This window comes from Leifsonia shinshuensis, from assembly GCF_022606355.1.
In the GTDB taxonomy this organism is placed as follows: Bacteria; Actinomycetota; Actinomycetes; order Actinomycetales; family Microbacteriaceae; genus Leifsonia; species Leifsonia shinshuensis_B.
The window spans coordinates 342,297-365,888 of the sequence record NZ_JAHHZQ010000001.1 but is presented as its reverse complement, the minus strand read 5'-3'; the positions used below and the strand labels follow the sequence as shown (position 1 = coordinate 365,888).

The 23,592-nt window shown below is 68.7% G+C and carries 26 protein-coding genes and 1 tRNA gene; 18 read left to right on the top strand and 9 right to left on the bottom strand.

What is annotated here, in order from left to right; translation table 11 throughout:
- Nucleotides 1–82: 82 nt before the first annotated feature.
- The gene (locus KNO15_RS01880) at nt 83–925 is read left to right on the top strand and encodes a DUF1684 domain-containing protein (protein ID WP_241701687.1); all 843 of its coding nucleotides are present in this window, start codon (nt 83–85) and stop codon (nt 923–925) included.
- 39 nt (nt 926–964) lie between these two features.
- Here KNO15_RS01880 and KNO15_RS01875 read toward each other — a convergent pair whose 3' ends face one another.
- Nucleotides 965–1,558 (bottom strand): PadR family transcriptional regulator, encoded by a 594-nt coding sequence (locus KNO15_RS01875; protein WP_241701685.1) that lies wholly within the window; start codon nt 1,556–1,558, stop codon nt 965–967.
- 167 nt (nt 1,559–1,725) lie between these two features.
- Between KNO15_RS01875 and KNO15_RS01870 the strand changes: the two genes are divergently transcribed.
- The gene (locus KNO15_RS01870) at nt 1,726–2,229 is read left to right on the top strand and encodes a DUF3145 domain-containing protein (RefSeq protein WP_241701683.1); all 504 of its coding nucleotides are present in this window, start codon (nt 1,726–1,728) and stop codon (nt 2,227–2,229) included.
- Nucleotides 2,230–2,350: 121 nt separating this feature from the next.
- Here the strand turns inward: KNO15_RS01870 and KNO15_RS01865 are convergent, their stop codons facing one another.
- From KNO15_RS01865 to aceE, 6 genes are all read right to left on the bottom strand, one after another.
- A complete protein-coding gene (locus tag KNO15_RS01865) occupies nt 2,351–3,586 on the bottom strand; it encodes a beta-ketoacyl-[acyl-carrier-protein] synthase family protein (protein WP_241701681.1) in 1,236 nt (411 codons plus the stop codon).
- A 114-nt stretch (nt 3,587–3,700) separates the two neighbouring features.
- Nucleotides 3,701–3,952 (bottom strand): acyl carrier protein, encoded by a 252-nt coding sequence (locus tag KNO15_RS01860; protein ID WP_021765217.1) that lies wholly within the window; start codon nt 3,950–3,952, stop codon nt 3,701–3,703.
- Between the two features lie 55 nt (nt 3,953–4,007).
- Nucleotides 4,008–5,012, bottom strand: coding sequence for a beta-ketoacyl-ACP synthase III (locus KNO15_RS01855; protein ID WP_241701680.1), 1,005 nt, complete (start codon nt 5,010–5,012; stop codon nt 4,008–4,010).
- Between the two features lie 11 nt (nt 5,013–5,023).
- Nucleotides 5,024–5,944, bottom strand: a complete 921-nt coding sequence (locus KNO15_RS01850; protein WP_241701678.1) for an ACP S-malonyltransferase — start codon at nt 5,942–5,944, stop codon at nt 5,024–5,026.
- A gap of 92 nt (nt 5,945–6,036) precedes the next feature.
- Nucleotides 6,037–7,245: a PucR family transcriptional regulator gene (locus KNO15_RS01845; RefSeq protein ID WP_241701677.1), complete on the bottom strand. Its 1,209-nt coding sequence runs from the start codon at nt 7,243–7,245 to the stop codon at nt 6,037–6,039.
- Nucleotides 7,246–7,256: 11 nt separating this feature from the next.
- Nucleotides 7,257–9,983, bottom strand: a complete 2,727-nt coding sequence (gene aceE, locus KNO15_RS01840; protein WP_241701676.1) for a pyruvate dehydrogenase (acetyl-transferring), homodimeric type — start codon at nt 9,981–9,983, stop codon at nt 7,257–7,259.
- 224 nt (nt 9,984–10,207) lie between these two features.
- On the opposite strand from aceE, the gene KNO15_RS01835 reads away from it, so the two are divergent.
- The 7 genes from KNO15_RS01835 (at nt 10,208) to KNO15_RS01805 (ending at nt 14,575) form a co-directional block, all read left to right on the top strand.
- Complete coding sequence (locus tag KNO15_RS01835) at nt 10,208–10,678, top strand: peroxiredoxin (protein ID WP_241701675.1); 471 nt, start codon at nt 10,208–10,210, stop codon at nt 10,676–10,678.
- 43 nt (nt 10,679–10,721) lie between these two features.
- A tRNA-Val gene (locus KNO15_RS01830) sits at nt 10,722–10,794 on the top strand.
- 123 nt (nt 10,795–10,917) lie between these two features.
- Nucleotides 10,918–11,670: a methyltransferase gene (locus KNO15_RS01825; protein WP_241701673.1), complete on the top strand. Its 753-nt coding sequence runs from the start codon at nt 10,918–10,920 to the stop codon at nt 11,668–11,670.
- A gap of 66 nt (nt 11,671–11,736) precedes the next feature.
- Nucleotides 11,737–12,804: a hypothetical protein gene (locus KNO15_RS01820; protein WP_241701672.1), complete on the top strand. Its 1,068-nt coding sequence runs from the start codon at nt 11,737–11,739 to the stop codon at nt 12,802–12,804.
- A gap of 107 nt (nt 12,805–12,911) precedes the next feature.
- A complete protein-coding gene (locus KNO15_RS01815) occupies nt 12,912–13,553 on the top strand; it encodes a universal stress protein (protein ID WP_241701671.1) in 642 nt (213 codons plus the stop codon).
- Between the two features lie 50 nt (nt 13,554–13,603).
- Nucleotides 13,604–14,026, top strand: coding sequence for a VOC family protein (locus KNO15_RS01810; protein ID WP_241701669.1), 423 nt, complete (start codon nt 13,604–13,606; stop codon nt 14,024–14,026).
- Between the two features lie 30 nt (nt 14,027–14,056).
- On the top strand, nt 14,057–14,575 hold the full coding sequence (locus KNO15_RS01805; protein WP_241701667.1) for a universal stress protein: 519 nt from the start codon (nt 14,057–14,059) through the stop codon (nt 14,573–14,575).
- A 15-nt stretch (nt 14,576–14,590) separates the two neighbouring features.
- On the opposite strand, the gene KNO15_RS01800 is transcribed toward KNO15_RS01805, so the two are convergent.
- On the bottom strand, nt 14,591–15,238 hold the full coding sequence (locus tag KNO15_RS01800) for a M23 family metallopeptidase (RefSeq protein WP_241701665.1): 648 nt from the start codon (nt 15,236–15,238) through the stop codon (nt 14,591–14,593).
- A 180-nt stretch (nt 15,239–15,418) separates the two neighbouring features.
- Here KNO15_RS01800 and KNO15_RS01795 point away from each other — a divergent pair, with 180 nt between their 5' ends.
- The 9 genes from KNO15_RS01795 (at nt 15,419) to KNO15_RS01755 (ending at nt 22,205) form a co-directional block, all read left to right on the top strand.
- Nucleotides 15,419–16,261, top strand: a complete 843-nt coding sequence (locus KNO15_RS01795; RefSeq protein ID WP_241701664.1) for a class II glutamine amidotransferase — start codon at nt 15,419–15,421, stop codon at nt 16,259–16,261.
- Between the two features lie 70 nt (nt 16,262–16,331).
- The gene (locus KNO15_RS01790; RefSeq protein WP_241701663.1) at nt 16,332–17,705 is read left to right on the top strand and encodes a sodium/glutamate symporter; all 1,374 of its coding nucleotides are present in this window, start codon (nt 16,332–16,334) and stop codon (nt 17,703–17,705) included.
- A gap of 44 nt (nt 17,706–17,749) precedes the next feature.
- Entirely contained in the window at nt 17,750–18,100 is a 351-nt protein-coding gene (locus KNO15_RS01785; RefSeq protein WP_241701662.1) for an ArsR/SmtB family transcription factor, read from the top strand.
- Nucleotides 18,097–18,606 (top strand): SRPBCC family protein, encoded by a 510-nt coding sequence (locus KNO15_RS01780; protein WP_241701661.1) that lies wholly within the window; start codon nt 18,097–18,099, stop codon nt 18,604–18,606. Before KNO15_RS01785 ends, KNO15_RS01780 begins: the two co-directional genes overlap by 4 nt.
- Nucleotides 18,603–19,223, top strand: a complete 621-nt coding sequence (locus KNO15_RS01775) for a dihydrofolate reductase family protein (RefSeq protein ID WP_241701660.1) — start codon at nt 18,603–18,605, stop codon at nt 19,221–19,223. The genes KNO15_RS01780 and KNO15_RS01775 overlap by 4 nt, the downstream gene beginning before the upstream one ends.
- A 46-nt stretch (nt 19,224–19,269) precedes the next feature.
- Nucleotides 19,270–19,782, top strand: a complete 513-nt coding sequence (locus tag KNO15_RS01770) for an AAA family ATPase (protein ID WP_241701658.1) — start codon at nt 19,270–19,272, stop codon at nt 19,780–19,782.
- 129 nt (nt 19,783–19,911) lie between these two features.
- Nucleotides 19,912–20,376: a GbsR/MarR family transcriptional regulator gene (locus KNO15_RS01765; RefSeq protein ID WP_241701656.1), complete on the top strand. Its 465-nt coding sequence runs from the start codon at nt 19,912–19,914 to the stop codon at nt 20,374–20,376.
- Nucleotides 20,373–21,239 (top strand): alpha/beta fold hydrolase, encoded by an 867-nt coding sequence (locus KNO15_RS01760; RefSeq protein WP_241701655.1) that lies wholly within the window; start codon nt 20,373–20,375, stop codon nt 21,237–21,239. The genes KNO15_RS01765 and KNO15_RS01760 overlap by 4 nt, the downstream gene beginning before the upstream one ends.
- 246 nt (nt 21,240–21,485) lie before the next feature.
- Complete coding sequence (locus tag KNO15_RS01755; RefSeq protein ID WP_241701652.1) at nt 21,486–22,205, top strand: DUF2971 domain-containing protein; 720 nt, start codon at nt 21,486–21,488, stop codon at nt 22,203–22,205.
- A gap of 411 nt (nt 22,206–22,616) precedes the next feature.
- Here KNO15_RS01755 and KNO15_RS01750 read toward each other — a convergent pair whose 3' ends face one another.
- Nucleotides 22,617–23,501, bottom strand: coding sequence for an AraC family transcriptional regulator (locus tag KNO15_RS01750; protein ID WP_241701650.1), 885 nt, complete (start codon nt 23,499–23,501; stop codon nt 22,617–22,619).
- Nucleotides 23,502–23,592 lie beyond the last annotated feature (91 nt).

Here is a 23,592-nt window from a genome sequence, read left to right as displayed (position 1 = left end):
CCGGTCTCGGGGCGTGCCCGCGCCGGGAATGGGGGAGTGTCGCGCTTGGTTGTCGCTATCGATCTGACAGAGGATGGAGACCATGACCGACACCGCAGCCCCCGCCGATCCCGACGCGGTCCTCGCCCGCTACCACGCTCGCCGCGAGCAGGCCGTCACCGCGCCGCAGGGCAACCTGGCGCTGGTCAACACGCAGTGGATCACGGGCGACCCGGCGTCCGAACAGCCCGTCTGGGGTGTTCCCGGCCTGTGGTCTCCGCTGCCGCAGGGCCAGTCCGGTCTCCGCGTCACCGCCGCCGCCACTGACAACGTGTTCGTGGACGAGGTACTGGTCGACGGCTCGGCTATCGTGCGCGGCAAGGACGACGCGAACCCATCGGCGATCCGCTTCAGCGACACGCTCACCGGTTTCGTCATCGCGAGCGAGCAGGGCGAGTACGCCCTGCGCGTGTGGGACGCGCAGTCCGACGACATCCAGCGGTTCGGCTCGATCGACGCGTTCCCGTTCAACCCCGAGTGGATCATCCGGGCCACGTTCTCGCCGATCGAGGGCGGCAAGACCGTCGGCTTCGAGCACCTCAAAGACGACGGTGCCAGCCGCGACATGGTGATCCCCGGAGAGATCACGTTCACCAAAGACGGCGTCGACTACAACCTCGCCGCCTTCAAGGCGGGCCGCGCGCTGCAGCTCGTGTTCGCGGATTCCACGAACGGCGAGAGCACCTACTCCGTCGGCCGCTTCCTCTTCGTCGTTCCGAACGACGACGGCACGGTCACGCTGGACTTCAACCTCGCGGTACTGCCGCCGTGCGCGTTCAGCTACAACTTCAACTGCCCGCTGCCGCCCGCCCAGAACCGGTTCACGGTGCCGATCGAGGCGGGGGAGAAGAACGTGCTGGCCAAAGACGGCACCCTCCTCCACTGACCTCCGGACTCCAGGCCGCCGAGGGGCACGCAAGCGCCCCTAAAGCGTCGTTCTAGGGGCGCTTGCGTGCCCCTCGGCGTCCGCGGGCCTGCGACCCCGGCGCGGCCGTTCGGGGCAGCGCGGCTGCACGAGGGCTCCGGGATGGGTCTCGAGCGCAGCGGACACTTCGTCGAGCCATTCGATGGCGGCCCTGGCCCCGAGCTCGGCCGCCCGGTTGGCCGCGAGAACCGCCCGCGAGTCGGCATCGTGCGTCAGCTCGCGGATCCGCTCGGCGAACGCGGCCCGGTAGTCCGCGACGACGGCAGCCGGATCGGCGCCGTCGATCGATGCGGCGATGAGCACCTGGTCTTGCATCTCGTCCCAATCGGGCCTCGCATCGCCGGGACCGGCGGTCAGCCAGGTCGCCGCCTCCCGCTCGCCGGAACCGGTGAGCCGGTAGAGCGGCAGGCCGTCCTCCGTCTCGCCCGCCGACTCGATCAGGCCCTGCTCCGTCATCCGGTCGAGCGTGGAGTACACCTGTCCGGCGTTGAGCTGGCGGCGGTTCGCCGCGCGCATCAAGAACTCGTTCTGAAGCTGGGAGCCGTATGCGGGGCCCTGGGTCAACACCGCGAGGAATCCATACTGGACCGACATACTCGGTATGCTATTCCGCTCCGCGAGTCGTGGCACGCAGGAATCGCCGAATCACAATCTTGTAACTCGGGCGCGTTGTCCGGCATAATCGCGGTAGTCAACTTCATAGAAGTCATGGATCACGTTCGCGGTCGTAGGGGAAGACGTACCGATTAACGGAGGAAACCATGACGGCTCACGCAGCCCGAGGAGTGCTCTACGTGCACTCCTCTCCCAGCGCGCTCTGCCCTCACATCGAGTGGGCGGCTGGACGCGCTCTTGGTCGCGCCGTCAACTTCACGTGGGAGACGCAGCCGGTGCTGAAGGGCGCCCAGCGCGCCGAATTCTTCTGGGACGGCCCGCAGGGCACAGGCGCGCGCATCGCGACGGCCCTGCGCGGGTGGGAGCACCTGCGCTTCGAAGTCACCGAGGATGCCGGTCTCGGCACAGACGGCGGCAGGTGGATGCACACACCTGATCTCGGCATCTTCTTCGTGCAGACCGACACGGCGGGCAACACGGTCGTGGCGGAGGATCGGATCCGCTACGCCATGGAAGTGGCCGGGTCGAACCCGCTGGAACTGCAGCGCGAGCTGCGGCTGGCTCTCGGCCAGGCGTGGGACGACGAGCTGGAACCGTTCCGGCGCGCCCACGACGACACCTCCGTCATCTGGCTGCACAAGGTCGGCTGACGCACGTACTCCCGCGGCGGGCCAGGCACTGCCGTCCGCTCGCGGTGAACGAAGGAGGCCCCGGTCGATCGACCGGGGCCTCCTTCTCGCTCTGCGCACGGTCAGAGCCGGTGCGCCGCGCTCAGACGGAGCGGATCGCCACGACGGCGTTGTGACCGCCGAACCCGAACGAGTTGCTGATGGCGAGCTGCGGCCCGTCACCGAGCGGCTGCGGCTCGCTGGAGACCTTCAGCGGGATCGCCGGGTCCATCTCCGTGATGTTGATCGTCGGGGGCGCGATGCGGTCGCGCAGCGCGAAGATGGTGAACGCCGCCTCCAGCGCGCCGGTGCCGCCGAGCAGGTGGCCGGTCGAGGCCTTCGTGGCCGAGACGGGGATGTCGTGCACGCGCTCTCCGAACACCTCGCGCAGGGCGACGTACTCCGAGGGATCCCCGACGGGCGTGCTCGTCGCGTGGGCGTTGATGTGCGTGACCTCATCGGGCGACGCGCCGGCCTGCTCGAGTGCCAACCGGACGGCCCGGCTGGCGCCGCGGCCCTCGGGGTCGTTCGCGGTGATGTGGTACGAGTCGGCGGTCACGCCGCCGCCGACGATCTCCGCGTAGATGTGGGCGCCACGGGCGAGCGCGTGCTCCTCGGTCTCGAGGACCAGGCTGGCCGCGCCCTCGCCCATCACGAAGCCGTCACGGTCGATGCTGTACGGGCGGGAGGCCGTCGCCGGGTCATCGTTGCGGCGCGAGAGCGCCTGCATCGAAGCGAACGACGCGATGGTGATCGGATGGATCGCCGACTCGGTGCCTCCGGCGATCACCACGTCGGCGAGGCCGGCCTGGAGGTGCTCGTAGGCGTTGACGAGGGACTCGGTGCTCGACGCGCACGCCGAGGCGACGGTGCGCGCGAACGCGCGCGCCTCGAAGTGCATCGAGACGGCAGCGGAGGCCGCGTTGGGCATGAGCATCGGAACCGTCATCGGCAGGACGCGCCGGGGGCCGCGCTCGCGCAGCGTGTCCCACGCGTCGAGGAGGGTCCAGACGCCGCCGATGCCGGTCGCGTAGTCGACGCCCAGGCGCTCGGGGGCGACGTCCGGCGCGCCGGCGTCTGCCCAGGCCTCCATCGCGGAGACGAGCGCGAACTGGCTCGACGGGTCGAGACGCTTGGCGACCGGCCGGTCGAGGATGGTGTCGGGGCGCACGAGCGCCTCCGCAGCGAAGGTGACGGGCAGTTCGAGCTCGGCCACCCACTCGTGGGTGAGGCTGCGAGCGCCCGACTTCCCGGCCAGCAGGCCGGCCCAGCTCTCCGGGGCGGTGCCACCGAGCGGGGAGGATGCGCCCACGCCGGTGACGACGATCTTCTTGGTCATAACGGCAACTCCGGGTAGTAGGTACGACGGCACGGTGCGCACAGCGCGGCCGCCAGCGCGGGCGGAACCCCGGGGGAGGACCGCCCGCGCGGAGGAAGTTTCTTCGTGCGGTGCTTAGGCGTCCTGCGCCTTGACGATGAACTCGACGGCGTCGCCGACGGTCTTGAGGTTCTTGACCTCTTCGTCCGGGATCTTGACGTCGAACTTGTCCTCGGCGTTGACCACGATGGTCATCATCGAGATCGAGTCGATGTCGAGGTCGTCGGTGAACGACTTGTCCAGCTCAACCGTGTCGGTCGCGATGCCGGTCTCGTCGTTGATGAGCTCGGCCAGGCCGGCGAGAACTTCTTCGGTGGACAATGCCATGGTGTTTTCTCCTTGAGGGGTGTCGTTTTGACCGTTGATCAGTCTAGGGCAGGCCCTAGGGGAGCACGACGACCTGCGCGCCGAACACCAGGCCGGCACCGAAGCCGATCTGGAGGGCGAGGCCGCCGGACAATTCGGGATGCTCCTGCAGGAGCCGGTGCGTGGCGAGCGGGATGGAGGCGGCCGACGTGTTGCCGGTCGTCTCGATGTCGCGGGCGATCGCGACCGTCTCCGGCAGCTTGAGCTGCTTGGCGAACTCGTCGACGATGCGCATGTTCGCCTGGTGGGGGATGAAGGCTGCGAGCTGGTCGGGCGTCACGCCGGCGGCGTCGAGCGCCTGCTTGGCCACCTTGGCCATCTCCCAGACCGCCCAGCGGAAGACCGTCTGGCCGTCCTGCCGGAGCGTCGGCCACGGCGCCTCGCCGTCGCGGAACTCGGTCAGCGTGTTGCCCATCCCGACGGCGCCGGCCTTGGACCCGTCGGATCCCCAGACCGTCTTCGCGATCCCGGGGAACTCGCTCGGGCCGATCACCACGGCTCCGGCCCCATCGCCCAGGAGGAACGAGATGGTGCGGTCGGTCGGGTCGACGACGTCCGAGAGCTTCTCGGCGCCGACGACGAGCGCGTAGTGCGCCTGGCCGGTGCGGATGAGCGCATCGGCCTGGGCGACGGCGTAGGCGTAGCCGGCGCACGCCGCGTTCATGTCGTAGGCCGCGGCCGGGTTCGCGCCGACGTTGTCGGCGAGCACGGCTGCCAGCGACGGGGTCTGCTGGGGATTGGAGATCGTCGCGACGATGACCGCGTCGATCAGCTTCGGGTCGACCCCGGACTTCTCGATGGCCTCCTTCGACGCCGCGGTCGCGAGGTCGACGGCGCCGACATCGTGGCTGGCGCGGGTGCGCGTGATGATCCCGGTGCGCTGGCGGATCCACTCGTCCGACGAGTCGATCGGGCCGACCAGGTCGTCGTTCGGGACGACCAGATCGCCGCGGGCGGCGCCGATCGAGAGGATGCGGGTGTACTGCGGACCGTGGGACTGCTGCAGAGTGGGGTGCGTCATCTGGTTCTCTCCTAGGCGGCCTGGTCGATGAGGTCGAATGCGGCGGGAAGGTCGTCCGGCGTCTTGACGGCGACCGCGGGCACGCCCTTCAGACCGCGCTTGGCGAGCCCCACCAGCGCGCCGGCCGGGGCCACCTCGATGATGCCGGTGACGCCGGCGTCCTGGAAGGCCTGCATGTCGAGGTCCCAGCGGACCGGCGACGAGACCTGGCCGACGAGCAGGCGGAGGAACTCGGCGCCGTCGGTGACCTCCGATCCGTCCTTGTTGGTCCAGAGCCGCAGGGTCGGGTCACTGGTGCCGAGCGTCGCGGCGAAGGCCTCGAGCGCGGGAACGGCCGGCGCCATGTAGCGCGTGTGGAAGGCGCCCGCGACCTGGAGCGGGATCACGCGGGAACGGGCGGGAGGCTGCTCGGCCAGCGCAGCGAGGCCGTCGAGGTCGCCCGCGACGACGATCTGGCCGCCGCCGTTGTAGTTGGCGGGGGAGAGCCCGAGCGTCTCGAGGGTCGCGAGCAGTTCGGCCTCGTCGGCGCCGATCACGGCGCTCATGCCGGTGCGGACCCGGGATGCGGCCTCGGCCATCGCGGCGCCGCGCTCACGCACGAAGGCGACGGCGTCGGTCTCGGAGAGGACGCCGGCGCCGGCGGCCGCCGTGAGCTCGCCGACCGAGTGCCCGGCGATGCCGCCGATCTTCTCGCGACGGCCGTCGGCGAGGAGCGCGGACAGCGTCAGCAGCCCGGCGGAGACGATGAGCGGCTGCGCCACCGCGGTGTCGCGGATGGTGTCGGCGTCGCTCACGGTGCCGTGGGCGACCAGGTCGATGCCGACGGCGTCGGAGATGCCGGTGAGCTGGTCGCGGAACGACCCTTCGGAGAGCCACGGGTCGAGGAAGCCGGGGGTCTGGGAGCCCTGTCCCGGGCACACGATGACGATCACGGGTTCAAGTCTGCCAATCTTCCGCGTCGCGGATGTGTCGGATAGATACGAACTATTGTCGAATGCTTTGTGAATGTCTACAACACGACGCGTCAGTGCCGCCGCGGCGCGTCCGGCTCGTTGATCGAGCCGACGATGAGCGCCGCCTGGAGGATCAATGCCTCCCTGGCACCCGTCGCGTCCCAGCCGATGACCTCCGACACGCGCTTGAGCCGGTAGCGCACGGTGTTCGGGTGCACGAAGAGCTCGCGCGCCGTCGCCTCCAGCGACCTGCCGTTGTCGAGGTAGCACCACAGCGTGGTGAGCAGCTCGGTCGAGTAGCCCTGCAACGGCCGGTAGATGCGGCTGATGAGCGTGGCCCGCGCCAGGCCGTCTCCGGCAAGTGCCCGTTCGGGTAGCAGATCGTCGGCGTGGACGGGACGCGGGCAGTTGCGCCACGCCTTCGCCACCGCGAACCCGGCCAGCGCCGCTTTGGCGCTCTTGGACGCGTCGACCAGGCTCGCGACCTCGTGACCGAGAACGAGATGCCCGGGGCCGAAGCCCGGCTCCAGCTGCTGAGCGATCTCGAGGAAGCTGATGATGGGCGCCGTGCCGATGGCGTCCTCTGCGGTGCCGTCGCTCGGGACGGCGCGACCGATCACGAGCACGAGCCGGCTGCCCTGCACGCCGATCAGCACGTCGGCCGACATGTGCCGGGCCGTACGGCGCAGCTGGTCGACGTCGAGCATCTTGGGGGCCGTGCCCACCAGCACGCTGACCTCGCCGTGACCGTGCCAGCCGAGCGCGGCGATCCGGCTCGGCAGTTCGTCGTCGTACTCGCCGGTGAGGATGCTGTCGACGACCAGTGCCTCCAGCCGAGCGTCCCACAGGCCGCGTGCTTCGGCGGCACGTGCGTACACGTCGGCCGCGGCGAAGGCGATCTCACGCGAGTAGAGGAGGATGGCCTCCTTCAGCGCCTCGTTGCCTCCGCTCTTCACGCGCTCCTCGACCACCTCGACGGTGATCTTGATGAGCTGGAGGGTCTGCTGCAGGCTGACGCTCCGCAGCAGCTCGCGAGGAGCCGCCCCGAAGACGTCGGCCGCGATCCAGGGCGTCGAGCGCGGGTCGTCGAACCACGAGATGAACGACGAGATGCCCGCCTGGGCGACCAGACCGACCGCGCTGCGGCGGCCGGGGGGCATGTCCCGATACCAGGGGAGCGTGTCCTCCAGCCGCTTCAGCGTGGTCGTGGCGAGTTCGCCCGAGATCTTGCGCAACCACGCAAGCGTCTCGGACTTCGTCCTCTCCGGTGTCGTCGGCACGGGCCCGCGGTCTAGGACTCGCCGCCCGCGGTGCCGGTGGTTCCGGCGTTCACGTCGTGCAGCAGGTACTTCTCGATCGCCCATGCCGGTGCGTTCGGGTCCACCTTGCCCTGCGCCGCGAGCAGCTCCAGGGTGCGGACGACCATCGACGGGCCGTCGATCTTGAAGAACCGGCGTGCAGCGGCACGGGTGTCCGAGAAACCGAAGTCGTCGGCGCCGAGCGTCGCGTACTCGCCGGGGACGAACTGACGGATCTGATCGGGAACCGCGTGCATGTAGTCGGTCACGGCGACGAACGGACCCTCTGCGGCCTGCAGCTTGCGGGTGACGTACGGCACCTGCTTCTCCTGCTGCGGGTAGAGGAAGTTGTGCTCCTCCGCCTTGAGACCGTCGCGACGGAGCTCGCCCCACGAGGTGACGCTCCAGACATCGGCCGACACGCCCCAGTCCTGCGCGAGCAGGTGCTGGGCCTCGAGCGCCCACGGCACCGAGACGCCCGACGCGAGCAGCTGGGCCTTGGGACCCTGGCCCTCGCCGTCGCGGAGCTTGTAGATACCGCGGACGATGCCGTCGACATCCACGTTCTCGGGCTCGGCGGGCTGAACGATCGGCTCGTTGTAGACCGTCAGGTAGTACATGACGTTCGGCTCCGGGTGTGACTCGCCGTACATCCGCTCGAGGCCGGAGCGGACGATGTGTCCGATCTCGTAGCCGTACGCGGGGTCGTACGAGACCACGGCCGGGTTCGTGTTCGAGAGCACGAGCGAGTGCCCGTCGGCGTGCTGGAGGCCCTCGCCCGTCAGCGTGGTGCGGCCGGCGGTCGCGCCGATCATGAAGCCACGCGCCATCTGGTCGCCCGCGGCCCACATGGCGTCGCCCGTGCGCTGGAAGCCGAACATCGAGTAGAAGACGTAGACCGGGATGAGCGGCTCGCCCTGCGTCGAGTACGAGGTACCGACGTTGGTGAACGCCGCCAGGGCGCCCGCCTCGTTGATGCCGACGTGGATGATCTGGCCCTGCGGGCTCTCCTTGTAGGCCAGGAGCAGCTCACGGTCGACCGACGTGTAGTGCTGGCCGTTCGGGTTGTAGATCTTCGCGTTCGGGAAGAAGGCGTCCATGCCGAAGGTGCGCGCCTCGTCCGGGATGATCGGGACGATGCGGTGACCGAAGTCCTTCGCGCGCAGCAGGTCCTTCAGCAGCCGCACGAACGCCATCGTCGTGGCGATCTCCTGCGTGCCCGAACCCTTCTTGGCGATGGCGTACGCCGAGTCATCCGGGAGGTTCAGCGGCGTGTACTTCACGCGACGCTCGGGCACGTAGCCCCCGAGCGCTGCACGGCGCTCGTGCAGGTACTGGATGGCCTCGTCCTCGGGACCCGGGTTGTAGTACGGGGGCAGGTACGGGTTCTCTTCGAGCTGCGCGTCGGTGATCGGGATGCGCATGGCGTCACGGAACGTCTTGAGGTTGTCCAGCGTCATCTTCTTCATCTGGTGGGTCGCGTTGCGGCCCTCGAAGGACGGACCGAGGCCGTAGCCCTTGATGGTCTTCGCGATGATGACGGTGGGCTGGCCCTTGTGCTCGACGGCCGCCTTGAAGGCTGCGTACACCTTGCGGTAGTCGTGGCCGCCGCGCTTGAGGTTCCAGACCTCGTCGTCGGTGTAGTCCTTGACCAGCTCGAGCGTGCGCGGGTCGCGACCGAAGAAGTTCTCGCGCACGTAGGCGCCGTTCTCGGTCTTGTAGGTCTGGTAGTCGCCGTCGGGCGTCTGGTTCATCAGGTTGACCAGCGCGCCGTCGGAGTCGCGGGCGAGCAGATCATCCCACTCGCGGCCCCAGATCACCTTGATCACATTCCAGCCGGCGCCGCGGAAGTAGCTCTCCAGCTCCTGGATGATCTTGCCGTTGCCGCGCACCGGGCCGTCGAGACGCTGGAGGTTCGCGTTGATCACGAACGTCAGGTTGTCGAGCTTCTCGTTGGCCGCCACCTGGAGCTGGCCACGCGACTCGACCTCGTCCATCTCGCCGTCGCCGAGGAACGCCCAGACATGCTGGTCGGAGGCGTCTTTGATTCCGCGGTTGGTGAGGTACTTGTTGAGCTGGGCCTGGTAGATGGCGTTGATCGGCCCGAGGCCCATCGACACCGTCGGGAACTGCCAGAAGCCGGGCATGAGCCGCGGGTGCGGGTACGACGAGAGACCGCCGCCGGCGTGCGACTTCTCCTGGCGGAAGCCGTCGAGCTGGTCGGCGCTGAGCCGGCCCTCGAGGAACGCCCGCGCGTAGGTGCCGGGGGAGGCGTGGCCCTGCACGAAGATCTGGTCGCCGCCGCCCGGGTGGTCCTGGCCGCGGAAGAAGTGGTTGAAGCCGACCTCGTAGAGGGCGGCGCTCGACGCGTAGGTCGAGATGTGGCCGCCCACGGCGATGCCGGGGCGCTGCGCGCGGTGCACGAGGATCGCGGCGTTCCAGCGGATCCACGCGCGGTAGCGGCGCTCGATCTCCTCGTCGCCGGGGAACTCCGGCTCGTTCTCGGGGGAGATGGTGTTGATGTAGTCGGTGGTCGGCACCATCGGCACGCCGAGGTGCAGTTCCTTCGAGCGCTTCAGCAGGCTCAGCATGATCTCGCGAGCGCGCTCATGGCCGTGTGCCGCAACCAGTGCATCGAGGGATTCACGCCACTCGGCGGTCTCCTCGGGGTCCGAATCGATGTTATTCACCGAGTACGGGTCCTGGTCGTTTACAGTCACCCTCGACCTCTTTCTTGTGTCGGACGGATCGTGGAAGGCGCGCATCCGCTAGTCGGGTCACGACGTATTGCGGGCACCATCGCTCAGCCTAGCCGCAAGTCGAGGCACCCGGTGACCGCGCGGAAGGCCGGCGACGGTTGGACCGCACCGCGACCGGGTCTATGCTGTGTCCTCGTGCGCCGGCGGCGGAAACCGACCCCCTCGCACGGAAAGGACACCGTCTCATGGCTCTGGAGAACGACACCCAGGCACCCGACTTCGAGCTGCTCGATCAGCACGGCCGATCGGTCCGGCTGAGCGACTTCCGCGGAACGAAGGCCGTCGCGCTCGTCTTCTTCCCGCTGGCGTTCTCCGGCACGTGCACCGGCGAGCTCTGCGCCCTCCGCGACAATCTCGCGATGTTCCAGGACCACCGCGTCGAGCTGCTCGCGATCTCGGTCGACTCCAAGTACACGCTGCGCGCGTGGGCCGAGCAGGAGGGCTACGACTTCAGCCTCCTCGCCGACTTCTGGCCGCACGGCGAGACCGCCAAGGAGTACGGCGTGTTCCTCGCAGAGAAGGGCTTCGCCAACCGCGCGACCTTCCTCATCGACGAATCGGGAATCATCCGCGCGTCGTTCATCACGGCACCGGGCGAGGCCCGCTCGATCGAGGCCTACCGCGCTGCACTGGAATTGCTCCCCGCGCACGTCTGACCCGCCCGCATCCGCACGGCTCACCCGCTAGGGTTGGTCGCACGGGCCTTTAGCTCAGCTGGTAGAGCGCCACGTTTACACCGTGGATGTCGTCGGTTCGATCCCGGCAGGGCCCACTCCACGAGCCAGATGTCGTCGGTTCGATACAGTGCGGGAGGCAGGGCCCACTCCACGAGCGCATGTCCGGGATCCTCGGCGGGTCGCCCTGAGACGGGCCCCGCCTGAGTAGACTCCCGCACATGCCCGAGGGTGCGTACCGCTGGTTCGTCTTCGCGGAGCTCGCCCTGGCCGCCGTCACCTTCGTCGCCCTCCAGTTCGTCGTCGCACCGTACGGTGGACGCCACGGGCGCTCCGGGTGGGGGCCGACGGTGCCGGCCCGGGTCGGCTGGATCGTCATGGAGTCGCCGGCGAGCATCGCCTTCCTTCTGTTCTATCTCCTCGGCCCGCACCGCGCCGAGCCCGTCCCGCTGCTCTTCCTGATGCTCTGGCAGGCGCACTACGTGCAGCGGGCGTTCGTCTACCCCTTCCTGCTGCGCTCGCGCTCGCGGATGCCGGTCATCGTGATGCTGCTCGCCATCCTGTTCAATCTGCTCAACGCGTGGGTCAACGCGCGGTGGATCTCCGAGTACGGCGACTATCCCGTGAGTTGGCTCGCCGACCCGCGCTTCTGGATCGGAGTCGCGCTCTTCGCTGCCGGGTACGCGCTCAACGTCGGGTCGGACCGCATCCTGCGGAGGCTGCGGCGCACCGGCACCGGGTACCGGATCCCGCAGGGCGGCGGCTTCCGCTTCGTCTCCAGCCCCAACTACTCCGGCGAGATCGTCGAGTGGTTCGGCTGGGCGATCGCGACCTGGTCGGTCGCCGGGCTCGCCTTCGCGCTGTACACCACCGCGAACCTGGCGCCGCGGGCGATGGCCAACCACCGGTGGTATCGCGAGACGTTCCCCGACTACCCGGCGGACCGCCGGGCGCTCGTCCCGTTCGTGCTCTGAGCGCGCACCGCCACCGGAGCGTGTCGGCGGCCGACCGTACAGTGGGCGCGTGAAGAGCGGGGTGAAGTGACCGAGAACGTCGCCCAGTGGTGGGCGCGCCGCCAGTGGTCCAAGGCGCTGGCGGTTCCCTACGCCGTCGGGACGTATCGGGTCGACTGGCAGCGCTATCCCGCTCTGGTGCGGCAGTTCCACCCCGAGCTGAACGCCGGAGTCGTGCTCAGCCAGATCCCGCCCGCCGCCGACGTCTACGTGCAGTGGGAGTGCGATGCGGGGCATCGATTCATCGCCACACCGCAGGAGCAGCGATCGAGGCCGGGAGGGACCCGGCGGCGCTCGGCCTGGTGCCCGTGGTGCGCCGAGCTCGCGGTGCCGAAGCGGATACGCCGGTCGCAGCCCGACGACGGCGTGCATCCGTGCGGGCACGCGCGGGATCCGCGGCGCATCGAGAGCGATCCCGACGACGACCGCTGCTACCTGTGCCGTCGCCTGGACCGCACCGCGATGAGCCGCGAGCAACTGGTCGCGCTCGCGACTCCGGGCTCGCGCGTGGCGCTCTCGCGCGAGAACGGAACGGCCACCCGCTTCTCGTGGCAGTGCCCTGACGGACACCCGGCCTACACGGCCACGGTCGAGCGGATCCTCGGCGGTCGTCGTTGCCCGGTCTGCAGGAACGCGCGCGGAGGGGCCGCCCTGGTCGCCGTCGGCGAGGCGTTCCGGAGCGAGCGGGCGCCGAAGCCGGCGTCGGCTGCAGAGCCGGAGCTCCGGCGGCGCATCGCCGAGAGGCTCGACGTCGACCTCGAGTGCACTGCCGTTCGGGTGGCCCGCCCCTTCCACGACCAGCTGGAGGTCTGGCCGGACATCGTCATCCCGGAGCTGCGGGTCGCCGTGGAGTACGACACGATCGGCCGGTACGGGCTCGAGCACGTCGGTCCCCGCGAGACGTCCGACCGCCGCAAGGACCGCCTGCTGCGCGCGGTCGGGTGGGAGGTCGTGCGCGTGCGCTGCCGCCCGCTGTCGCTCCTCGGGCCGTACGACGTGGCGGCGTCCGGGGTGACGGACGCGGTCGTCGAGCGCCTCCTGTCGGCTCTGGGGGAGATCAGGGGTGATTTGATCGTGGACGCCTATCGCCGCTGAGCCAACGGCGCGAGAACGGCCCCGGCCGCCGAGACCACGGCGGTCTAGTGTTTCCGCATCGATCCCGGGCGTCGTCGTCGACGCCCGCCACACTCCAGGAGGACGCTGTGTCCCATCCCCGTCCCGACGAACCGGCCGACACGGCCGCGCCGGCGAACGCCACGGCCCACGGCTCGCACCCGCCGCTTCCCGACGCGGGGCCGGTGATCGTCGGCGTCCATCTCGGCCAGCCGATCGACGTCCTCCTGCACGCCGCCCGGCTCGCCGTCGAGCTCGACCGCGACCTCGTCTGCGCGTACGTCGCGGCCGACGTCGTGTCGACGGGCTGGGATCGGCCGGAGCATTTCGAAGTGACGGTGGACTTCGAGGACGGCTCGTCCGAGGAAGACCTGGCGCCCGAGCTGATCGCCGCGATCCGCGCCGCGTTGGACGCCATCCAGGCGGCTCCGACGTGGAGCATCCGCGTGCTCTCGGGCGATGTCGCCGACGAGCTCGCCGAACTCGCCCACGAGACCGAGGCCCGGCTCCTCGTGGTCGGGGGGAGGAGGCGCGGGTTCGACCGTGTGCTCGATCACATCACGAGCGGCTCGGTCTCCTCGCGGCTGGCGCACGATCAGCTGCGTCCACTGCTCGTCGTGCCCGACCCCGGCCATCATCGCGGGCTGGACCGCGGCCTCCTCGAGCTACCGGCGGCGGTGGCGGCTCAGAAGGAGGCGCTGCCCCTCCCGATCACGCCGGCCGCTGAGTAGCCTGTGGGGAAAGCGGGCGCGCTCCGGGTCCGCACGAAGGAGATCCCACGATGGCATCGATCCTCAATCCATACCTCAACTTCCGCACACAGGCCAGGGAGGCGATGGACTTCTACCAGTCGGTCTTCGGCGGCACGCTCCAGCAGAGCACGTTCGCGGAGTTCGGCATGAACCAGGACCCGTCGGACGCCGACCTGATCATGCACTCCCAGCTGACGACCGACGCGGGTTTCACCCTCATGGCCGCCGATGTGCCCGCGCACATGGAGTTGAAGGAGGGCTCGCAGATATCGGTCTCGCTGAGCGGCGATGATGAGGCGCAGCTCTCGGGTTATTACAAGAAGCTGGTGGACGGAGGTACCGTCCTCGAGCCGCTCGCCAAAGCGCCGTGGGGCGACAGCTTCGGCATGCTGGTCGACCGCTACGGCGTGCAATGGCTCGTCAACATCGCCGGCTCCGGGCCATCGGACTGAGTCCCGGGATCGACCGCCGCGTGTGAGATCATGACCGCTGAGGCGCCGCGAGGAGCCGTGATCGTCGGCGTCCATCCGGACCAGTGCGTCGCCGTGGTGCTGGAGGCCGCGCGCCTGGCCGACGCGCTCGAGCGGCCGCTGGTCTGCGCCTATGTCACCGAGGACAGCTACCTCACCGAGTGGGATCGCGCCGACGTGCGCGAGGAGGCGTCGCTGCATCCCGCCGACGTGGCCTCCGCCGAGGAGGGGATCGCGCGCGAGCTGGCCGCGGCCATCGCGACGGCACTCGCGCCCTCCGGAGGCCGGCCCCAGCCGGCCTGGACGTTGCGGATCCTCGCCGGCGACCCCGGCAAGGCTCTCGCGCGGATCGGGGCCGAGCTCGACGCCCGCCTCCTCGTCGTGGGAACACGGGGGCGGGGTGTCGAGCCTGCACTCGAGGAGTGGCTCGGCGGCTCGGTCGCCGCCCACCTCGCCCGCGACCAGGTGCGGCCCGTGGTCGTCGTCCCGACGCACGGGGTCATCGGTGAGCGGCTCGCGCCGCCGCGCTGAGATCGCTCAGTGGGCTCAGGCCGCCAGCGCGCCGAGCCAGGACAGCGGGTCGATCGCCGCTCCGCCGTTCGGGCGCACCTCGAAGTGCAGGTGTGCGCCCGTGGAGGTGCCGGTGTTGCCGACCGCGGCGATCGTGTCACCGACCACGACGCTCTGACCGGGTGCGACCCGCACCGAGCCCGCGGCGAGGTGGCAGTAGACCGTCGTGACGTTCTGTCCGCGCACGACGTGGTCGATCGCGATGTTCACACCGCAGCCGCCGCGGTCCTCCGACACCACCGAGCTGACGACGCCGGTGGCCGCCGTGCGAACCGGCTCTCCGTGCCGCGCGGCGAAGTCCACACCCTGGTGATCGGTCGACGCGCCCTCGGTCGGCGCCTCCCGGTGGCCGAAGCCGTCGGAGACGCTGCCGCCCTGCACCGGCCAGACGACCGTCGGGGGTACGAGTACGCCCCACTGGTCACGGGCGATGCCGAACACCGCGCCGTCCCCGTCCGCGCCCACGACGAGATCCTGAGCTGCGAGGCTCTCCGCCGTCGTGGACACGGTGGCGGGGACGGCCGCGGCCGGCGTCACCGTCACAGTGAGGGTGGAGGTGGCGGCGAGTCCGAGCACCAGTCCGGTGGCGGTGAGCGTGTGGGAGAACGGCGTGAATCGGAGCACGGGTGGGCCTCGTTTCGATGCGGTGGCGGGAGGAGCGGAACGGGTATTCCGCACTACAAGTGTGACATATCACTTTGAGTAAAACCTGTGCGCCTGACAGCACCCGCCCATTCCCAGGGGAGTGGTCCGCGGGTTATGGTGCTCCCGGATCGAGCCGATCGGTCCGGAGAGGTGGACGTCATGTGTCGATGGCTCGCATACTCGGGGGAGGCCCTCAAGCCAGCCGTCCTGATCCTGGACGCACAGCATTCGCTCGTCGCCCAATCGCTGAACTCGCCGCTGGGCGCGGAGACCGTGAACGGTGACGGCTTCGGATTCGGCTGGTATCCGGAGGGGTCCACGAAGGGGAGCACTCCCGCCCTGTTCCACTCGATCGAGCCGGCCTGGCACGACGAGAACCTGCGCGAGCTGACGAACTCGGTCGCGAGCCCGTTGTTCTTCGGCCATGTGCGCGCAGCCGGCGGCCCGCCGATCCAGCAGACCAACTGCCATCCGTTCCGTCATGAGAACTGGATGTTCATGCACAACGGCTTCCTCGACGGTTTTACCGCGATGAAGCGCGACCTGGTGTTCGCGATCGACGAATCGCTGTTCCCGCTGATCCACGGGACGACGGACTCGGAGGTGTTCTTCTACCTCGCGCTCTCACTGGGCCTGCAGGACGACCCCATCGCCGCGATGAGCGCGGCAGTTCGGCGCGTCGAGGAGGTCGGCCAGGCGAAGGGCATCCGATTCCCGATGCAGGGCACGCTCGCGCTCTCGGACGGGGAGACGCTCTGGGCGTTCCGCTACTCCACGGCACACCGCAGCCGGAGTCTGTACCATTCGGTCGCCATCCCGGAGCTACGGGAGATGTATCCCGATGCCGCCCGGCTGGACGTCTTCGGCGACAAAGCGAAAGTGGTGGTGTCCGAGCCTCTCAACGACCTCCCCGGCGCCTTCGTCGAGGTGGAGGAGTCCACTGTCGCCATCCTCAACGACGACGGCTACCACCACGAGGCGTTCCTGGCCTCCGACGACTGAGGACCACCCACTGAGGCAGAGGACTGCGAGCGACGGATGGGACCGTGCGGCGTGATCGGGAGGGTCGCCCGTGAACGCTGACTTCTCGGGCGCCCAGTGGGTGGCGCTGTCGTTCGTCTTCCTCGGCATCGCGCTGCTGGTCGGAGCGCTCGTCCGCCGGTACACGGGGTTCCTGCGCACCCTCTACATCCCGGTGAGCGTCATCGCCGGGTTCCTCATTCTTCTGCTCGGACCGCAGGTCCTCGGCGCGCTCACCGGGACCTCCGGCATCATGCCGCCGCCGATCGCCGAGGTGCTCTCGCGCCTCCCCGGTCTGATGATCAACGTCGTCTTCGCGGGGGTCATGCTCGGCAAGCGGCTCCCGTCTGTGCGCGCATTCTGGCGCGAGTCGGCACCGCACTTCATCCTCGGCAGCGTGTTTTCGTTCGGCCAGTTCGCGCTCGGCGCGCTCGCGGTCGCGTTCGTCCTCAAGCCGTTCTTCGGGCTCCCGGACGCGGCCGGCTCCATCCTGGAGCTGTCGTTCGCGGGAGGTCACGGCACGATCGCCGGCATGGGGGAGATCCTGCACAGCGCCGGCGCGCCCGAGGTGGTCGACATCGGACTGGGCCTGGCGACCATCAGCATGATCACCGGCGTCGTCGGCGGCTCTATCCTCGTCAACTACGCCATCCGCAGCCCGCGGATCCCCGTCGCGAGGACGGCACGGGTGCATCCCGCGCGCGACGCCGAGCACTTCGTCGCCCCGAACAGCGGCGACACGAATCCTCCCGACATCGGCCTCGGCTCGATCAGCAGGAGCTTCGGGGCGATCGCGCTCGCCATCGCGCTCGGGCTCCTCATCCTCGAGCTGCTGCGCTTCGGCGCTAACGCACTCGGATCCGATCTCTTCGACGACTTCCCGCTGTTCCCGTTCACGGTCATCGGCGGCTTCGTGGTGCAGCTGCTCCTCACGGCCACGGGCAAGGAGGAGCTCGTCGAACGGCGCACCGTGAACGACTTCACCACTCTCGCCCTCGACATCCTGATCGCCGCGGCCATCGGCACGATGTCACTGGCGGCGCTCGGTGCGAACGTCCCGAGCCTGATCATCCTGACCGTGATCGCCTTCGCGTGGAGCGTGGTCGGGATGCTGTGGCTCGGCCCGCGCATCCATCACGTCGACTGGTTCGAGCACGCCGTCGCCGACTACGGCCAGTCGCAGGGGAACGTCGCGACCGGCTTCATCCTGGCCGACATGGCGGATCCGGGGCGCACGACCGCCGCCGCACGGGCATACGGCTACAAGCAGCTCACCTACGAGCCGATCCTGGGCGGGGGCGTGCTGACCGCGTTGAGCGTTCCGATCATCCTGCAGATCGGGTCTGCGTGGTTCGGTCTCGCCAGTCTGGTCGTCACGGCGGGGCTGATCCTGTGGGGGCTGCTGCGGCGGCGAAGTCCCGGCTGAGCGGGGGATAGCAACACCTACCCATATGGGTATATGATCGTCGCATGGCACGAGCAGCGACGACTTCGGACGTCTTCAACGCAATCGCCGAACCGCGGCGCCGGGAGATCCTGACGTTGCTGCGGACGGGCGAGCGGCCGGTGGCGCAACTGGCCTTGGAGCTCGGCCTCCCGCAGCCGGGAGCCTCCAAGCATCTGCGGGTGCTCCGGGAGGTCGGACTGGTGCGCGATCGCCGAGAAGGCAAACAACGTGTCTACGGACTCGACGCCGGCGGCCTCCGCGCGGTGCACGAGTGGACGGGCGGCTTCGAGCGGTTCTGGAACGAGAGCTTCGATCGACTCGACGCGTACGTGCAGGAACTGAAGCAGGAACGACAGGGGAGCAGTGAGAGATGAGTACGACGGATCAGGCATCGACAGCGCAGGGCGCGTCGACCGACAGGGAGATCGTCATCTCCCGGCGCATCGACGCACGACGAGAGCTGGTGTTCGAGGCGTTCACCGAGGCGCGTCACCTGGCGCACTGGTGGGGGCCGGAGGGCTTCACCACCACGACGGAGGCGTTCGAGTTCCGCGTCGGCGGTGAGTGGGTCTTCGCGATGCGCGGACCGGACGGCACCGACTACTCGGAGTGGATCGTCTGGACCGCGATCGACCGCCCGGAACGGATCGCGCTCCACCACGGATCGTTCCGCGACGATCCCGACGCGTTCGAGTCGGTGATCACCTTCGAACCGGACGGCGACGCCACGCGGCTCGAGATGCGCACGGTGTTCCCGACGCGTGAACAGCGCGACGAGGCCGTGCACACGTACCACGCCATCGAGGCCGGCGGACAGACGCTCTCTCACCTGGCCGGCTACGTCGCCGACGTTCTGCGCCGGGAGGTGGGGGAGCGATGAGCGGGTTGGTCTACTTCAGCGTCTCGATGTCGCTCGACGGCTACATCGCGCCCGACTCCCCGGATGAGCTGATGGGGCAGCAGTGGATGGAACTGCAGCACTGGGTCTTCTCCACGGAGTTCTTCCGTTCGAACCTGAAACTCGGCGCCGGCGGTGAGACCGGGCCGGACGACGACATCGCACGAGCGACCTTCGAGCGGACCGGCGCGAGTGTGATGGGCAAGCGGATGTTCGACGCCGGCGAGCAGATGTGGCCAGAGGAGGCACCGTTCCACACGCCCGCGTACGTGGTGACGCACGAACGACGCGATCCGTGGGAGCGGCCGGGCGGCACGGTCTTCCACTTCGTGAACGACGGCATCGAGTCCGCGCTCGCCCAGGCACGCGAGGCGGCGGGGGAGCGCGACGTTCGGATCTCGGGTGGCGGGGACACGATCCTGCAGTATCTGAACGCCGGCCTGATCGACGAGTTCACCGTGGCGCTCGCGCCGGTGCTCTTCGGTGCGGGCGTCCGCCTGTTCGAGGGGGTCGACGCCTCCCGGATCGCGCTGGAGCAGCGCGAGGTGGTTCCGACCACGAGGGCGACGCACCTCACGTACGCGGTGCGGCAGCGGTAGGTCGACCCGCGCGGGGCGGGTGGTGAGGAGCTGTGAGAATGGGCGGATGGACTGCGTCTTCATCAACGGAACGGTCGGCGCAGGCAAGTCGACGCTCGCTGACGCCCTGAGCGCTGCCGAGCCGCTTCCCCACGCGGTGATCGACCTGGACGCGATCCGGCGGCTGAGCCCGTCGCCGCACGGGGACCCCTTCAATCACGAGCTCGAGTTGCAGAACCTCCGCGCCCTGGCCACCAACTACCGAGCGGCGGGTGCCCAGCGTTTCATCCTCGCCGGGGTCATCGAGGTACCGGGCGAGACAGCCCGGTACCTCGAGGCGCTGGGTGCAAGCGGCCTGCTGATCTGCCGGCTGACGGCACGACCCGACATCCTGGCCGCACGGCTGCGCGCACGCCATCGCGACGACCCCGCCGACCTGGAGTGGCACCTCGGGCGGGTGGGGGAGCTGACGGCCATCCTCGACCGGTTCGAGGGCCACGACCTCGTGCTCGACTCGGCGGACGCCGCGCCGGGCGACCTCGTTCGGGCGGTGCGGGTGGCCGCCGGGTGGGAGGGGTAGCGGGACCCGATTCTGCCGCTCGGCCAGAGCGAGTGCCGTCTGCCACGAGTCTTCAGCTATCCGCGGGTGAGAGACTCAAATGACAGAAAAAACTGTCATTTATGACGAGACGAGCGTAGAGTGCCTCGCATGACCACGCTCGAGGATCGACTCGCCTACGCGGAACGCGTCGGCGCGGTCTGGGCGGGTCGCTATCGGGTGGCCCCGGTGACCGGGCGCATCGCCGGCTACCTGTACGTGTGCGATCCCCCCACGCAGACCATCGACGAACTCGCCACGGCGCTCCAGGCGAGTCGCACGGCGATCGTCGCCGGCGTCCAGTTGCTGGAGTCTCGCGGCCTCGTTCGTCGGCTGCGAACAGCGGGGGAGCGGGCTGACCGCGTGGGCATCGTGTTCGACGAGGCGCGCGGCTTCGACCCGGCCCCGTATCTGGAGGCCGCAGAGCTGGCCTCCCTAGGTCTCGCGCTGGTCGGCGACGGCGGCGCGGAGCAACGCGACCTGCTCGCGCGCACGGCGTCGCTCAACGCCTACCTGGCGGCGCGGCTGCCGGAGCTTCTCGAGGAGTGGCGGCACTCGCAGGAGGAAGGGACATGACTGAGGAACCCCGATCGATGGCCCTGGCGGACGGACGGACTCTCGCCTGGCACGAGTACGGCACGCCGGCGGGCCGTCCGTGTCTCTTCCTTCCCGGATCGTCGAGCTCGGGTCTCGCGGGGAGCCCGCTCCACGAGGCAGCGGAACGCGCCGGGATCCGCCTGCTCTCGCTCGACCGCCCAGGGCTGGGATCGTCGGATCGCGCGCCCGACCGCCCACTCGCGGACTGGCCTGCGGACGTCATCGAGCTGCTCGACAAGCTCGGGCTGGACCAGGTCGGCATACTCGGACACTCGGCCGGCGGCGCGTTCGCCCTGGCTGCGGCACAGCGCCTCGGCGACAGGGCGACGGCGGTCGTCATCTGCGCCGGGTCGGGTCCGTACGCCGAGGCGTGGTACCGCGACGCGTCGGCACAGACCGCGACCTCACGCGTCTACTACGCGCTCGCGCGCCACACGCCCCGCCTGTTCGGTGCCTTACTGAGTTCGGGCACGGCGCGGACACCGGCGGCCATCGACCGCACGCTCGCGCTGATCTCCCGCGGATCCTCGCCCGACGCGGAGTTCGCGCGAACCCATCCCGACGCCACCCGTCAGGCCCTCGCAGCTGTGGCCGACGGCTTCCGAGGCGGAAACAGCGGCCCGGTCGACGACGCACGCGCCGTCTGCCAGGCGTGGGGCTTCCGCGTGGAGGATGTGTCGACGCCCGTCGACTGGTGGCACGGCGAGCAGGACGGCAACGTGAAACCGCCGGCCGGGCGGGTCATGGTCGAGCGTCTGCCGAACGCGACGGCGCACTTCATCGACGGCGGGCACACACTGCTGTTCGCGAGGCCGGATCCGATTCTGGCTGCGTTCGCGTAGGCAGGGGAGTTCGTGACATGCTGGGGAACTTTTACTGGTGAACCGGATTATCCGTTTCCGAACAATTCGGGCCGCCTCCGGACAGGAAGATACACATGCGCGCAGATCGGTTTCCGGGAGTATGCGGCCAAGGTCGTCGACCCATGTGACTGTTCTGAGCGCCGTCGGTGATGATGATGAGGTGCGCGTATCCAGATCGAGCGAGAGCCCTGGTGTGATGTCAGGCCCACGCTCTACGATCCGACCGTGACCGTCTTGGATTTGGATCTATGGGATCGTGGACAACCCGAGCTGATCTTCCACTACACGAGCGCCGGGGCGATCGCAGCAATCCTCGACAGCGGTATTTTGCGCTTCAACAGCCTCGAACGGACCAACGATCCACGGGAAACCAAGGAATATCAGTTCGCCTTCACGACTCAAGGTCGCAACATGCCGGAATATGTCACCGCAGACGCGATGAACGAGCACAATGCAAAGGTCAATGACATCATCCAGAAGAACGTCTTCATAGCGTGCTTCACGACGGACGACGTGGGCCTTGCCAATGCCGACCAGCCAATTGGCCATGGACGTCGCGGGTTTGGCAGAGCCCGAAATTGGCATCAGTACGCCGATCAGCACCGGGGCGCCGTGCTCGCATTCGACCGATACATCCTCGAAGCGCAGTTGCGCGAACTCGTTTCTGATTCCGTTGCGGAGAAGGTCTTCTATAGTGACATCCAGCGCGACATCGATGAGGACGGGAACCAGTTCACGTGGCAACCCGAACACCTTGAGGATCCCGAAGCGTCCGCTCGACTGATCCTCACGGAGAAGCGTCGCCAGTTCTTCCTCACCAAGTACACCGACTGGGCTAGCGAACGCGAGTACCGGCTCCTTGCCTTCACTCAGGACAGGCCGGAACTACCAATCGCGGACTCGTTCGCAGGCATTCGTGCTCGGAAGGGACTTTCCAGACGCTGAAGCGAATGTGCTGGGCGAGCGCTTGCTGCGTTTGGGTGTGGGTAACACGATGGTCGCTTGAATGACCTGGCAAGGCGGTGCCATCTCTGGCTACCCGATGGGTAACGAACTTCCGAACTTTGAATGGCCGGGGATCGAAGGGATCAACGGTCTCGTGCGTCCCGTTGCGAGCTGAGACCTCGTAGGGCCCGACTCAGTTCACGGGAAAAGGGTGCTGTCACATTCGTGGATCCACTGGAGTGGGCATCTATGAAAACCAACCCTGACCGGGAGAAGCTCAGGAGCGAAGGGGAGCGTGCAATTGCGCACAATTGCAAATCCTGCACGTTGTATCTAGTTGAGCTGACATAATGTGCATTATCAGCGTTACGTTGCAGAAGCCCCGAGACCCGCTCGTCCAGCCATCCGCAGCTACCGACGCAAGGATGCGATGTCTTCGCTCGGGGATGCTCCGAACGCCCGCCGGTACTCCCGGCTGAACTGTGAAGGGCTCTCGTAGCCGACGGCGTAGGCGGTCGCACCGATGTCGCCGGGGTCGGCGATCAGACGCAGACGCGCCTCCTGGAGCCGGATGGTCTTCTGGTACTGGATCGGGCTCATCGACGTCACGGCGTGGAACGCCCGGTGGAACGCCGAAGGGCTCATTCTGGCGAGCTCCGCGAGCTCGTCCACGCGTAGCGACTCGGCGAAGTGCTCGCGTATCCACCGGACCACGTGACGGACGCGGCTGAGGCTGCTGTCGGCGAGGCCCAGTTGACGCACTGTGGCGCCCTGCTCCCCGGTCATGATCAGCCACAGGATCTCACGTTCGATCATCGGGGCGAGCACCGGGATGTCGCGGGGGTGATCGAGTAGCCGCAGCATCCGGATCGCGGCGTCGAGCAGCCGTGGCGAGACGTTTCCCACCGCGATCGCCGGCGGCGAGGACTCCCCCCGGGCGACTCGGCCGAAGTCGGCGGCGGAGGAGGTGAGCATGAGCTCGGCGATCACTTCCGGACGCAGCTCCAGGCCGAGACCGAGGGCCGGATGCTCGGGCGTTGCGTCGGTGAACTGACCCGACACGGGGAGGTCGACGGACGCGACGAGATATCGTCCGGCACCGTAATCGTGGACGTTGCCGCCGACGGAGAGCCTCTTGGTGCCCTGCGCGACGATCGCCAGGACGGTTCCCGTGGTCGATTCGTCCTGTGATCCGCCGTCGTCCATGCGGGAGACGAGCACGCCGGGGATCGCAGTGGTGCTGATGCCGCCGGGTGCGTGCGCTGCCACAAGCTCGCGGAACTCTTCGAAGGACATGTGACGAGTGAACCAGGAACGCACGACCGAGACACCGATTCCTGGCGAGAAGGGCAGGATCGTGCAAGCACCGGAGCGGATCACCCTAACC

Excerpts from the sequence above, each read along its gene's own strand:
- KNO15_RS01870 (WP_241701683.1), top strand. The coding sequence starts at position 1,726 with ATGACGGCTCACGCAGCCCGAGGAGTGCTCTACGTGCACTCCTCTCCC.
- KNO15_RS01765 (WP_241701656.1), top strand. The coding sequence starts at position 19,912 with ATGACCACGCTCGAGGATCGACTCGCCTACGCGGAACGCGTCGGCGCG.
- KNO15_RS01780 (WP_241701661.1), top strand. The coding sequence starts at position 18,097 with ATGAGTACGACGGATCAGGCATCGACAGCGCAGGGCGCGTCGACCGAC.
- KNO15_RS01825 (WP_241701673.1), top strand. The coding sequence starts at position 10,918 with ATGCCCGAGGGTGCGTACCGCTGGTTCGTCTTCGCGGAGCTCGCCCTG.
- KNO15_RS01775 (WP_241701660.1), top strand. The coding sequence starts at position 18,603 with ATGAGCGGGTTGGTCTACTTCAGCGTCTCGATGTCGCTCGACGGCTAC.
- KNO15_RS01875 (WP_241701685.1), bottom strand. The coding sequence starts at position 1,558 with ATGTCGGTCCAGTATGGATTCCTCGCGGTGTTGACCCAGGGCCCCGCA.
- KNO15_RS01855 (WP_241701680.1), bottom strand. The coding sequence starts at position 5,012 with ATGACGCACCCCACTCTGCAGCAGTCCCACGGTCCGCAGTACACCCGC.
- KNO15_RS01770 (WP_241701658.1), top strand. The coding sequence starts at position 19,270 with ATGGACTGCGTCTTCATCAACGGAACGGTCGGCGCAGGCAAGTCGACG.
- KNO15_RS01785 (WP_241701662.1), top strand. The coding sequence starts at position 17,750 with ATGGCACGAGCAGCGACGACTTCGGACGTCTTCAACGCAATCGCCGAA.
- KNO15_RS01810 (WP_241701669.1), top strand. The coding sequence starts at position 13,604 with ATGGCATCGATCCTCAATCCATACCTCAACTTCCGCACACAGGCCAGG.
- KNO15_RS01880 (WP_241701687.1), top strand. The coding sequence starts at position 83 with ATGACCGACACCGCAGCCCCCGCCGATCCCGACGCGGTCCTCGCCCGC.
- KNO15_RS01795 (WP_241701664.1), top strand. The coding sequence starts at position 15,419 with ATGTGTCGATGGCTCGCATACTCGGGGGAGGCCCTCAAGCCAGCCGTC.
- KNO15_RS01865 (WP_241701681.1), bottom strand. The coding sequence starts at position 3,586 with ATGACCAAGAAGATCGTCGTCACCGGCGTGGGCGCATCCTCCCCGCTC.
- KNO15_RS01750 (WP_241701650.1), bottom strand. The coding sequence starts at position 23,501 with ATGTCCTTCGAAGAGTTCCGCGAGCTTGTGGCAGCGCACGCACCCGGC.
- KNO15_RS01805 (WP_241701667.1), top strand. The coding sequence starts at position 14,057 with ATGACCGCTGAGGCGCCGCGAGGAGCCGTGATCGTCGGCGTCCATCCG.
- KNO15_RS01760 (WP_241701655.1), top strand. The coding sequence starts at position 20,373 with ATGACTGAGGAACCCCGATCGATGGCCCTGGCGGACGGACGGACTCTC.
- KNO15_RS01835 (WP_241701675.1), top strand. The coding sequence starts at position 10,208 with ATGGCTCTGGAGAACGACACCCAGGCACCCGACTTCGAGCTGCTCGAT.
- KNO15_RS01860 (WP_021765217.1), bottom strand. The coding sequence starts at position 3,952 with ATGGCATTGTCCACCGAAGAAGTTCTCGCCGGCCTGGCCGAGCTCATC.